General features: G+C 57.9%; 13 protein-coding genes and 1 tRNA gene. 2 read left to right on the top strand and 12 right to left on the bottom strand.

The genetic code is table 11. The features are described 5' to 3' along the window. Nucleotides 1-122 precede the first annotated feature (122 nt). Entirely contained in the window at nucleotides 123-404 is a 282-nt protein-coding gene (locus tag H4I99_RS12180; RefSeq protein WP_163903338.1) for a BON domain-containing protein, read from the top strand. Nucleotides 405-423: 19 nt separating this feature from the next. Here the strand turns inward: H4I99_RS12180 and H4I99_RS12175 are convergent, their stop codons facing one another. Further along, nucleotides 424-672 (bottom strand): hypothetical protein, encoded by a 249-nt coding sequence (locus tag H4I99_RS12175; RefSeq protein WP_163903336.1) that lies wholly within the window; start codon nucleotides 670-672, stop codon nucleotides 424-426. 107 nt (nucleotides 673-779) lie between these two features. Continuing rightward, nucleotides 780-1892 (bottom strand): polysaccharide deacetylase family protein, encoded by a 1113-nt coding sequence (locus tag H4I99_RS12170; protein WP_163903334.1) that lies wholly within the window; start codon nucleotides 1890-1892, stop codon nucleotides 780-782. A gap of 221 nt (nucleotides 1893-2113) precedes the next feature. Between H4I99_RS12170 and H4I99_RS12165 the strand changes: the two genes are divergently transcribed. After that, nucleotides 2114-3067: a glycosyltransferase family 2 protein gene (locus tag H4I99_RS12165; RefSeq protein ID WP_163903320.1), complete on the top strand. Its 954-nt coding sequence runs from the start codon at nucleotides 2114-2116 to the stop codon at nucleotides 3065-3067. A 24-nt stretch (nucleotides 3068-3091) separates the two neighbouring features. On the opposite strand, the gene H4I99_RS12160 is transcribed toward H4I99_RS12165, so the two are convergent. The 10 genes from H4I99_RS12160 to H4I99_RS12115 form a co-directional block, all read right to left on the bottom strand. Then, a complete protein-coding gene (locus H4I99_RS12160; protein ID WP_163903318.1) occupies nucleotides 3092-4207 on the bottom strand; it encodes a lysylphosphatidylglycerol synthase transmembrane domain-containing protein in 1116 nt (371 codons plus the stop codon). Nucleotides 4208-4352: 145 nt separating this feature from the next. Beyond that, the gene (locus H4I99_RS12155) at nucleotides 4353-5969 is read right to left on the bottom strand and encodes a GumC family protein (RefSeq protein WP_163903316.1); all 1617 of its coding nucleotides are present in this window, start codon (nucleotides 5967-5969) and stop codon (nucleotides 4353-4355) included. Nucleotides 5970-6120: 151 nt separating this feature from the next. Beyond that, nucleotides 6121-7188: a glycoside hydrolase family 5 protein gene (locus tag H4I99_RS12150; RefSeq protein WP_244625043.1), complete on the bottom strand. Its 1068-nt coding sequence runs from the start codon at nucleotides 7186-7188 to the stop codon at nucleotides 6121-6123. A gap of 16 nt (nucleotides 7189-7204) precedes the next feature. Then, a complete protein-coding gene (locus H4I99_RS12145; RefSeq protein WP_163903314.1) occupies nucleotides 7205-8257 on the bottom strand; it encodes an acyltransferase family protein in 1053 nt (350 codons plus the stop codon). Between the two features lie 58 nt (nucleotides 8258-8315). Next, the gene (locus H4I99_RS12140; RefSeq protein WP_163903313.1) at nucleotides 8316-9584 is read right to left on the bottom strand and encodes a hypothetical protein; all 1269 of its coding nucleotides are present in this window, start codon (nucleotides 9582-9584) and stop codon (nucleotides 8316-8318) included. Nucleotides 9585-9718: 134 nt separating this feature from the next. Continuing rightward, nucleotides 9719-9794, bottom strand: a tRNA-Phe gene (locus H4I99_RS12135). Nucleotides 9795-10098: 304 nt separating this feature from the next. Next, nucleotides 10099-10311 carry a DNA gyrase inhibitor YacG gene (yacG, locus tag H4I99_RS12130; RefSeq protein WP_163903311.1) on the bottom strand — a complete coding sequence of 71 codons (213 nt, stop codon included), beginning with the start codon at nucleotides 10309-10311 and terminating at the stop codon, nucleotides 10099-10101. A 3-nt stretch (nucleotides 10312-10314) separates the two neighbouring features. Beyond that, entirely contained in the window at nucleotides 10315-10935 is a 621-nt protein-coding gene (locus tag H4I99_RS12125) for a Maf-like protein (protein WP_163903309.1), read from the bottom strand. A 37-nt stretch (nucleotides 10936-10972) separates the two neighbouring features. Next, on the bottom strand, nucleotides 10973-11191 hold the full coding sequence (gene infA / locus H4I99_RS12120; RefSeq protein WP_004435948.1) for a translation initiation factor IF-1: 219 nt from the start codon (nucleotides 11189-11191) through the stop codon (nucleotides 10973-10975). 120 nt (nucleotides 11192-11311) lie between these two features. Further along, nucleotides 11312-11791, bottom strand: a complete 480-nt coding sequence (locus H4I99_RS12115; protein ID WP_163903307.1) for an arsenate-mycothiol transferase ArsC — start codon at nucleotides 11789-11791, stop codon at nucleotides 11312-11314. Nucleotide 11792 lies beyond the last annotated feature (1 nt).

Raw genomic sequence — 11792 nt, 5'->3', positions numbered from 1 at the left:
TGGAACGGAGATGACCGGAACAAAGCAGATGTTTCGAGAGTTGTCAGGCAAGGAAGACGTTTAACAAACGCAGTGGCGCCTTAACGCTCCCAGCAGCGGTGGCATCCTGAAGAGAGGCTGAAATGGTTTTCAAACCACCACGTTTCCATGAGGAACTTCCCGAGATCGAGATCGAAAACCCCGAGCATGAGCGGCTGGAAAGCGCCGTTGCCCGGGCCCTGGCGATCGCCCAGGGCGTTGACGCAAGCGATCTCACCGTAACCGCGACCGACACCGGAATTACGCTAAGTGGCAATCTTCTCTGGCCGTATGAAGTCGAGCGTGCGGTCGAGGTTGCGAAGTCCGTACCTGGGGTCGAGAACGTCAATGTGAGCATAGAGGTCGCCAAGCGAGCAATAGAATGAAAACGGCAGCGTCGCCTGACTAATGGACGATCGCCGCTTCGCCCCCTGATATGGTGGTCTCGTCGTGGCTGGTAAGCGCGTGCATCCTGCCATTGAGCCCCTGTTCTCGCAGGACGAGAAACCGATGAGCACGCGCCTCGGTGTTGGCATGTCTATATGCCGCCTCGACTGCCATCTGATAGCAGGGAAAAATCGGCGATTGAACGCCATCGCTCACAAACATCCATCCCTCAGAATGCGGGACAATATCGCAGAAAATCTCGGACATGTGAATTCCTCCCGGCCCTTGAACTCCGGGACCGGAGAAGAGTTCCATCTCCCTGCTCATTTTCTCACCCGAAAGGAGAAGTCTGCGGTCGTGGAGAACCGATACCGTCAGCGAAGGCCGGCTACGGGATCGCCAAATTGCGTGACAAGCGCTCGGCGCGCGCCGCTCAGGCGATTTTCCAACTGAGAACCTGACATGTGCGCGAAACCCGCATCCTCACGGGGCATGAGGCAAGGTGTCGATAGATGTGCCGGGAAGAGATGACCCGATCGAGTGGTGAAGCCTGTTTCGAAGCCTGCGGCCCTGACATATTCGGCCTCCCGTTTTCCACAGGCCCCCTCTGTCCCGTAAGGATAGGCGAAATGCCGGACCGGACGGTCAAGAAGGTTCTCGAGATAGCGCTTGTTGTCAGCAATGTCCCGATAGGCCGCCGCGTCGTCCAGACGGGAGAGAAATGTATGGCTCGTGGTATGTCCACCGATAGTCACAAGCGGATGAGCCGCAAAGCTACGGATTTCACGCTCGTCCATCGCGACCTCGTCTATCAGGGCGGGAATGGATATGGAATGACGGGCGAAAGTCGGCTTGAGTGCATCGGCCCGGGCACGATCGGTGCCGATCCAGAGACCGACCTGACGCAGGGCCGCATTTCTGGATGGCGCATCCGCGAGCGTTAAGCGCCGCTCCATCGCTTCGATCTCCACCTCGTCGCTGCTGAGAAAAAGCGCTCTGAGACCAAGCCACCAGGCATAGGCCTCCCGTGTCACCATGCCCGTCGGCACGAACATCGTCATCGGCGCCCCGAATTCTTCCAGAATTGGCAACGCCAGCGTCCGGTTGTCACGATAACCGTCATCGAAGGTCATTATGGCAAAGTCACCGGCCTGCGGATCGGCGAGGCGCTTCATGGCCTCATCCGGCGTGATGACATCCCTCCCCTCTGCCCTCAGTGCAGAAAGCACCGTGCGCAACTGATCCGGACTGCAGCCCATGCGCAGGTTGCCTTCGACATCCTCATGGATCTCATGAAACATCAGGACGACGCCACGTCCGCGATACCGGGCCGCAAGGCGGCGGCCCATGCCTGAAGAGCCGAAAGTCTCTTCGAGACCGGTCTTCCACTTCACCTTCAAGGCCGCGGAAATCCTTGCCGGTCCCCCAACCGGATCTTCCATAAGCTCGCCGGCAAAGCGACGCAAATTTTGGACGAAATAGGACATTCCACGGGCCTTACAATGAAACCGCATAATATCGGCAGATCGGAACCTATAACAGGCAATGTTGAGATTTCGTGAGGATGCTCGAGGCAGGACGAAAGAGAACGCTCAGAAGCAGCTTCGTCATGATTTACGAAAAGTCGAAAACCGGATTCATGAAATCGAAATATGCATGGCTGCAATAGTTGCAGGAGAATGGAGAGGAATAAAGCGGGACGCTGTTCATGACTGACTATCCGACGGTTTCCGTCGTCATGCCCACGTACAATACGCGTGACTGCGTATGTACGGCCATCGATAGTGCGCTTCGGCAGGAGAGCGTGTCTGTGGAGGTGATTGTCATCGACGATGCCTCGTCCGACGGCACTGCCGAGTTCGTCAGTGAAGCTTACGTCAACGACGACCGCGTCAGGGTTATCTCCCGCGAAAAGAACGGTGGCCCCTCCGCAGCCCGTAACATCGGCTTCAAGGCGGCACGTGGCAAATGGATCGGACTTCTGGATTCCGACGACTGGTGGAAGCCTAACCGGCTGGTACGCCTGCTCGCGCATGCAGACGAAGCGGATTTCATCGCCGACAACATCATGGGCTACGATGTCGGAGCTGGTATCGAGACAGGACCGATCTACGACAAGATCGAGGATCGCAGTCTTCACCTGCTCGACTTCGTTTTGCCGAGCGCAGCCGATACTCACGATTTCGGATACCTTCAGCCGCTGATCCGCAGACAGTTCCTCGTGGAGCACGATATATCCTACAGGGAAAACGTGCGCGTGGGCGAAGATCTGATCTTCAATCTCGAATTCATCGCCCATGGCGGGCGGGCGATGTTCATCAATGAAGCGCTCTACGTCTATGCGATGCCGGTCGGCCTGATCAGCCGCGCCGCCTCACCCCATTCGCGCAGCACCGCCGATACCGAACCGCTGATCTACGAGTTGGCGGAAATCTGGCAGCGCCTCAGAAAACAGCTATCGCCTGAAGAGAACAGCGGCTTTGCAAAACGTATTGCCGTGCTGCGCCGCGAAGCAGCGATCGCGGCCTTCCACCGGGCCCGGGTCAAGCGGGAGTTCACCAAGATGGCCAAGCTTATCGCCAACGAACCGCTTGTACGCCAGCGGATCGTGGAACGGATCGGCCGCAATCTTCTGCCGCAATCCATGCGGTTCAAGGGCTGACACTTACGCCCGTAGTGGCATATATCAGGTTGAGCCGTTCTTGTGAAAAGCAAGCTCGCGGCGAGCAAACCATATTCCCGGAACCATCGGAAGCCAGAACGAAAGCCCCCGGAACAAGATAACGGCTGTTATCGAAGGCGCAACCGGAACCCCGAGAATGGCAAGAATTGCCACAGCGGACCCCTCATAGGTGCCGAGGCCGAGAGGTGCCGGACCGATGGTCGCCCCGATCGAGCCAGCCACCATGCCGGCAAAGGCAACGAATACATTTACCTCGTGACCAATCGCTTTGAAGCCGATCCAGAGGGTCGCCGCATCAAGAACAACGATCGCAATCTGGAACGCGAAGGCACCGAAAAACAAGCGCCTGTTTAGAAATTGCGCCAGCGGCGCCTCGGCAATCTCGACCAACAGAATTTTCACAATCCTCTGCCGTGCAATCCACTTGGGTATAAAACGCTGGCCGAATGTCTTCATCGCGATGACGGACAGGGGAATAAACAACGCAACAACCGCGAAGACTGCGAAGGTCGAGGCCAGCACGGGCCCCATCCTGTGGTCCATGTAGATGACGAAGAAACAGACGACCGCTGACGCAAGATAGGCCGAGTAATAGGTAAACAAGCCGGTCAACATTGCGTAGAAGGCGATCCGCAAAGGGATTCCACGGTTTTTCAGGCCGGCTGTCACCAGAATCGTTCCACTGACGCCACCAGTCGGAAGAGCTTGATCCACAAACAGCTTCCCGAGACCGAGCGGAGCAAAGCCGATAAAACGCATTGGATAGCCGGCATGGCGGAGGGCAAGCCACCACACGCCGCCAGCGCAAACATAGGTCAGCGCCTGGACAGCGGCTCCGAGCAGCAGCCATCGCATATCGGCAACGGATGCTAGTTCGACGAGATGCTTGAGCTCTTCGAAGTGCAGTGCCAGCAACAGGAGAAGGGCAAGGGATAGCAGCCCCGGCAACCAGATCCAGAGGGACGCACGCGTGATGCCGGATTTCTGTCTTTCGATCTCCTCGGCAAGAAGCATCTCGCTGGCCGTCGAGCCGTTGGACGCCTTACTCGGGTCGTCGCCGGAGAGATCTTCACCGTCCCGCATTCCACGAGAGACCTTAGCGTCCAGGTTCGGAGACATTCCGCATTTCCTAAGGCCTTTGCCGGATGAGACCGTCCCCATTGTTGGATGATGAACGCCAGTGTGCAACGTATTTTTCGGGACTGCGACCTTGCTTGCATGCCCGACGCCTCAACATCAGCCCCGCCACCTTTTACAGGTTTCACTACGCCTTGGCGGGGGCGGATCGACGCCCGATCCGAACATAAAGGGCGTAGGCGACAGCTGCCATGATCCCCAGTCCCAAACCGAGAACGCCTCCTCCGAAGACGCCGGCAATCAAAAGTGCCTTGCGACTTGGCCCGTCCGGCATCTGGGAAGGGATGGCCTGCGCAACGATGCGCACATTGCTTTCGTAAAGGCTCTTCTGCGCCGACGTTTCCTCACTACGCTTAAGAACCGCCTCATAGATGTCACGGGCAGCCTTCGCCTTGCGTTCCAGTTCGCTGAGTTCGATAAGCGCGGTTGAATTGGTCGCTTGCGAGGCCTTCTGGACGTTCATCTCCTTGACCAGGTCAGCCTCTTCCCTCTGGGCGGACTGGTAGGCGTTACGCGCAGCCACGGCCATGCGTTCAAGCTCTGCCCGGATCTGACGTTTGACGTCCTCCAGGGATGCCTTCGCCGATTGCAATTGCGGATGTCTTGGACCAAGCCGCTCCGTCAGGCTGCTGACATTGGCAGAGAGGTTCGCGTACTGGTTTCTGAGATCTGCAATGGTTCTGGAACCGCCGCTATCACCTCCGCTGTCGGCAATCAGGACATTGTCGATATCCAGTTTCGATACGGTGTCGAGCTGCGCCTTCGCCGCGATGGTCTTGTGCTGGGCCGTAACCAGAAGATCATCCAGCGACTGCAAGCGTTTGTCGGCTATCTGGTCGCCCCCCACGGCATAGAGATCGTTTTTCGAAGTGAAGTCGCGAACCTCCGCCTCGGCCGCGATAACGGCCTGCCGCAGGTCCGTCAGGCGACCGACGAGGCCGGCATTGACGCTGCCATAGCTGCTTTCGGCGTTGAGCCGCGTATCCGTAAGATAGGCCGCGACCACGGCATTGGCGATATCAGCCGATTTTTCAGGCGTATTCGCCTTTACCTTGACCTGAAAGATATAGGTGTTGTCCTGACGGGAAACCTCGACATGCCTTTGCAGGTTGGAAACCACAGTGTTCATGTCGGCTGTGACATTTCCCGAAGGCTTGCCGACAAATTCCGGATCGGCCGTCAATTTCAGGTTCTTAGCAACGTTCTCGAGAACCGAATAGGATGTGATGATGCGTGTCTGGCTATCGATGGTGGCGTTCAGGACCTCCGGCGACGTTGACCGGTCGCCGTCAACCAGTTCCACGGCGAGCTTCTGCGGATCGAAATAGAGGGTCACGGCAGCGCTATAGTTCTTCGATAACAGCGTGGTCATCGCTCCACCAAGCAGGCCGCAGACGACAGCACCGGCGAGGATGGCCTTGCGCCGCTTCCAGGCGGAGGAAAAGACGAATTGCAGGTCAACGACGAGCGGACCGTCATCTACGTCGGCCCCGACATCAGGTCGCTTCGCAATGATTGACGATCCCTCGATATCCGAGTGAGATTGCAGCGAAATTCTGTGAACCGCCGCTTCACTTTGCGCCGGGGGGACAGCCCGTTCTTCAGTGACGCCCTCGATATCATCTCGATTCGTCCCGGCATCCCGCCAGGGCTCCTGTAGCGGCGTCTTGTCCCTGGAGGCATTCAGATACCGGCGAAGGCTCACATTCATCCCGCCGTCCGAGGGAGCGGAGCGATCGCTCATATGCCGATATTCGCTTTTGGGGCCGGCCATATCCTCAGGTCACACTCTTCATCGAACTGGTTGCGTTCACTCACGCGGGAACACGTCTCGCGGTCTGACCATGAGACGTCCGTTTCTCGATAAATCATGAAACTTCATGGTTAATTTAGTCTTAGCCCTGCGAAGGAATGATTGCGCAGGATCCCGGCTTCGGTGCCGCTGGCGACAGATTGGGAACAAGAGACGAAAGCTGCTTGCGGTCGCCTCTGGCCGTTGGCTTTATATTGTTGCCTTCACCCTCCGGCCACCAGTCTCCGCCGGCCCAATAGGTCCAACCAAGCCAGACATCGGAATCCTCGGCCATTTGCCCGGTCATCCGCTTCAGACCGGCAAGGCAATCCGGTTCTTCGGAGCCACCAAACTCACCGAGGAACGCACGCTTGTCGTGGCTACGCAGCCAGTCGGAAAGCTTCGCGATCGCGTTGACCGCGATATCGGCGTTCACACAAGCCCGGTGTGTACCGGAAAGATCCTCGTCCATATATTGATGGACTTCGAAGCCGTAATTGTCGATCGGATCTCTAACGCCAAGCATCACAGGGCCATTCGCGCCCTTGCCGAAATCCGTTTCCCAGCTGCTGACACCGCTCCAGTACGTGCCCGGCACCAGAATAAGATTGCGCGCCTTGACCGCCCGGATACCGGCAATCGCCTGGTTCGCTGCATCCAGCCAATCCTTCGGATCAATATCATAGGGCTCGTTCATCAAACCGAAGACGATGCCATCCTGATTGGCGAACTCGGCGGCAAGCCGGATCCAGAACTGGGCGAACTGGCGAGCCGGCACCTGGGCACTGCCGATCTTTCCGCCGGAATAATAACCAAAGTTATGCGGATCGAGGATGACGGTGAAACCCTTTTCCCGTAAGCCGGCAACACTCGTCTTCAGCCGCTCCAACTCTACCGGGTCGAGAGGAGCGCCGAGAGCCTGCTGAAGCCGCTCCCATTTGAACGGCAGGCGAACCGCGTCGAAACCCTTTCCGGCGAAGTAGTGCACCGTCTGCTGCGAAGGATAGGTGAAGTTGATGCCTTCCTTGCCGTCCGCCTCGCCGTATTCCGCGCCGGACAGGTTCACGCCGCGAAAGCAGAGATCGGCATTGCCGGCCTGAGCGGAACCAGCCGTCAGCGCCAGAAGGAGGCTGCCGACAACAAGGCGAGGACCCGGCTTTTTCATCTGCATCACACCGGCTCCGGTATCACGCATTCTGGGCCGGCACGGCCCGGCCATCGCGCGGCAGGTTTACCGACGACAGCATTCTTCCGACCGGAACTTCAAAGATGTAATAGCTGGCGATGCCGGCGAACGTCGAAATCACCATCATCAACACTACGAACAGCGTATCGCTGTGCAGGACGGAGATCGCATGGGGGTAGATCATGCGCGAGCCGGCCAGCGTGAAGATATGGGTCAGGTAGATCGAATAGGAGGCATCACCCAGAATGCGTAACCAGCGCCAGGCCTTGGTATCGGAGATGCGGATCGACGTTGCGAAGAAGATAATGATCACGGCGGGAATACCGATGGTAAACACACGCGGCAGGTCGATTTCCAGATAGTCGTTGAACATCAGGGCAGCAAAGCCGATCGCAACCATCGCAGCGACAACCGGATCAGGCATGGAAACGCCCTTCTTGTAGATCTGTCCGAGGAAGACACCTGCGACGAATTCGAAGATCACCGAATCCCCGTAGAACCGGGTGGCAGTGTTCACAGGAGCCAGATTGCAGAGCAGGAAGATGCTGCCGATCAGCGCGACAAGAGCAGTGATCCGGTGGCGTACGGGTACCACGAGGCAGAGACCGAACAGCAGATAGAAATACATCTCGTAGTTCAGCGTCCAGCCGGGAACGATCAGCGGCGCGATCATATAGTGATCCGGATCCGACGGGTTGATCCACGGCAGGAAGGCGAGAGACGCAAGGATATGCGGCAGGTCGAACTGGGTCGACTTCAGCATCTGCGGGATGATGAGCGAGACCCCGGCGGCCAGCAGGGTGACAGCCCAATAGAGCGGCACGATGCGGCGAACGCGTTTCCACCAGAAATCCGCAACGGTCAGCGGCTTGTTGAATGTGGTGATCCACATCACGAAGCCGCTGAGGACGAAGAACAGGTCAACCCCGCTCTTGCCGAACAGATAGGGGCTCAACCAGGCATCCGGGTTGAGTTTCTGCAATTGCAGGATGGCGTGAAAGTAAACGACAAGAAGAGCCGCAATCGCTCTTATATATTGTAGTTGTACACACATGGGAGCTGTCTGTTCGTTGCCTGAAAACGCAATACGTCAACGGAGCTATAGCCCAATGCTACAGCTGCTGTCGTTGATGATCGGGCAACGCAGTTAATTTCCCCTCACCCTCGGAAAATTTCATATAGCCGACGAGAAGCCAGATCAGTGCGCCGACCTTGATCGAGAAGATCGCGGTGCCGCCGATCATCATGTTGAGGAAGATGAAGGTAGCGAGCGCAAAGGCGCAACGCTTCTGGTCGTCGCTCTGCCCGCCGGGATAGAAGGTCACGAAGAGCCAGAAGGCGATGAGACCAAAAACCGTTCCGGCATTGATGACATAGATGTAGCCGCTATCGGCGAAATTGCCGATGATGCGAACATTCAGCGCCAGCAGTTCGACGAAATCGAGATTGAGAAAACCCTTCATCGTCAGAACGATACGGCCGTCCAGCGTATCGCCGCTCGCATCCGGCCGCATAAGGAAAACCAACGCGCCGGCGCAGATGACGACCGGCATGACCAGGGGACGGAGCACGTTGCTAAGCTTCGGGAAAATGAAATACCCCCCGAGGCAGATCATTGAAAAGGCCAGCATGCTGCGGGAATCGTTGGTCAGCAGGATGAGGATGACCGTCGACACCATGAGGATACGGTCGAATCGCTTGATCCGGCTGAAGCGGCTGACGAGATAGACATCGAGCACGCCGGAGAAATTAGCCAGGGACACCTGCTCAAGGAAGAGCGAAGCCGTGCGATGATCGCTGAGACCGAAGGAGAAGCGACCGGGAATGTTGATGGCGTTCTGGAAGATCTTGGACCCGCCGAACGAAATCTGCTCCAGGCCACGGGTGTTAGTGAAATAGAGCGCTGGGTACAGAAGGTCCTCATAGATCTTGGTGAAAAAGATCTCCACCAGCAGAACCGACAACACGCAGAGACAGCAGATGCGAAAGACGAACTCGACAGTTCGCCCGTCCGTCATCGCGCCAAGCTGACAGAAGACCGCGATGATCAGCACGTTGCGGAAGAAATCGACGAACAGCATACCGTTCGCCACCGAGGTATAGAGCATCACGATTGCGAAAAAACCGACCAGCACGACGACCGGCAGGGCTTCCTGCGAGAGACCGCGATAGAGCAGATACATCAGCGAGATGAACAAAAGCCCGATCTCGACCAGCGCCACATGGGCAAAGCCGAGCGGCATGACATGCGCGTTGATGAGGGCAAGAAGGCCATTATACATGACCGCAAGAGGCACCACGATACGCACCAGTCGCCCATCCGACCGGGCGGCACCGGTCGAAAGCGAGCCTTGCGTATTGTTAAGCGCACCGAGATCCATGCACGAGAAGTATCCGACTCGCGCGGAATTAGAAAGCAAGGCGCCCGAGACAGCTCGTACCCGCGCTGAGCGAGCTGAGAATCAGGCCAGACTTCTGAAAGTCCGGAATTTTTTGCATAATATAGTCAGGAAAATGGTGCCCGGAGGCGGATTTGAACCACCGACACGCGGATTTTCAATCCGCTGCTCTACCAACTGAGCTATCCGGGCATCAGGCTCTTGCGAAGCCATCCGGCGGGGTTTCCGACCGGCGGGGGAGAAGTTTCCCCCGGAAGCGAGGCGGTTTATAGCAGCTTGTTCGGCCATGTCCAGCGCCAAAAGGCACTTTTTTGACAGCTTTGCAAAAATACCGAAAAACCAAGCCAAATGAACGACTTCCGCCTCGCGTCAATGCGACACGCGCAAAAGTGCGCCGCCACTTTCGAACAACGACAAGCAGCAAAACGGGGGGGCATTGAAGCACAACAGGCATTCGGAGATCGCAAAGGGGTCGCGGACTCGGCAGAGCGAGATCTCAGTCGCGACCGTCGTCTTCCACGCTGGATTCGTCCTCGACGACCGGAATGGCATAGGAACCTTTCAGCCAGCGAGAAAGGTCCAGAGTGCGGCAGCGGTCGGAACAGAATGGATAGTGCTCTCGCTGCGAGGGCTTTCCGCATTCCGGACAAGGCCTCGACTTGCGGAGTGGTTCAACCTTCGCCGAACGCGGAGACGGATCGTCACTCATGGTTCAACCCTCCGTCCAACCTGCCTGAACGTCGAAGCCCTCGCCCGAGAGCATCTGCATGGTCTCGAACAGCGGCAGGCCGACGACGTTTGTGTAGGAACCCACGAGTTTCTGCGGGAAGCAGCCGGCGATGCCCTGGATCGCATAGGCGCCCGCCTTGCCGCGCCACTGGCCGGAGGCGAGATAGCTCTCGATCTCATGGCTCGACAAGCGCTTGAAACGGACCTTGGTCTCGGCAACCTTCTGACGGGTAATGCCTTCCGGCGTGATCAGGCAGACGCCGGTGAACACCCAGTGGCTACGGCCGGACAAGAGATGCAGCGCCGAAGACGCTTCCTCAAGATATTCCGCCTTCGGCAGAATGCGACGACCGACCGCGACGACGGTATCGGCGGCGATGATGTAGCTATCGTTCCACTGAAGATCCGAGCGGATCTGGTCGTAGCAGGCGCGCGCCTTTTCCGCCGAAAGCCGGCGCGCCAGCGAACGCGGGTGCTCGGACTTTTTCGGTGTTTCGTCCAGATCCATGGGCATCAGCCGGGCGGGTTCGATCCCGGCCTGCTTCAGCAGGTCGAGGCGGCGCGGCGACCCGGAGGCCAGTATCAGCTTCTGTCTCAGCTCCATGCGACCTCTCGCGGCATTCGTTCGTCGGGAGAGCGCTTTACTTGAAGCGGTAGGTAATACGACCCTTGGTCAGGTCGTAGGGCGTCATCTCCACCAGAACCTTGTCGCCGGCGAGAACACGGATACGGTTCTTGCGCATGCGGCCGGCCGTATGGGCGATGATCTCGTGCTCGTTCTCCAGCTTCACCCGGAACGTCGCATTGGGCAGCAATTCGGTGACGACGCCGGGAAATTCGAGGACTTCTTCTTTTGCCATAGAGCGGTTATCTTTCTTGGATGTTGGCCGGGGCCACGGCGGGCCTCCGAAAATGTGGGCGGAAACTACACAATCACCAAGGTTTTGTGAACCTTGTAGCGTGCGCTTTTCCAATTTGTTTCAGGCAGGGCCTGTATCACCTCCGGCGGAGGGCAAAAGGCGTTCGGCAATCAGCCGGCGCAGACGGTCGCGTACCTCGCGATAGGCGCCGAGAATCTGCTCACGCGTGCCGGTCGCGACCGTCGGGTCCGGCATAGGCCAGTATACCACCTCGACGGCCGAGGAACGGGTCAGCTCAAGTGCCGCGTGATGCGCTTCCGGGGCAAGCGTCACCACCAGATCGAAGAAATCGTCTGCCAGTTCTTCCAGAGTCTGCGGCCGACGCCGGCCGAGCGAAAGACCGATTTCCTCAAGAACGACATCGACGAACGGATCGCGCTCGCCGGCGCGAACACCAGCCGATGCCACATAGGTGCCGCGCGGCAGCATCTCGCGAGCGATCACCTCTGCCATGGGCGAGCGGATGACATTCATGCCGCAGATGAACAGAATGGCTCCGGGCATCCTGACCTTCTGATCGGGAGCCTCCTCGCCCGTCATC

The sequence above is a fragment of the Paenirhizobium daejeonense genome (assembly GCF_014280875.1).
In the GTDB taxonomy this organism is placed as follows: Bacteria; Pseudomonadota; Alphaproteobacteria; order Rhizobiales; family Rhizobiaceae; genus Allorhizobium; species Allorhizobium daejeonense.
This window is presented reverse-complemented; position numbering and strand designations above follow the sequence as displayed.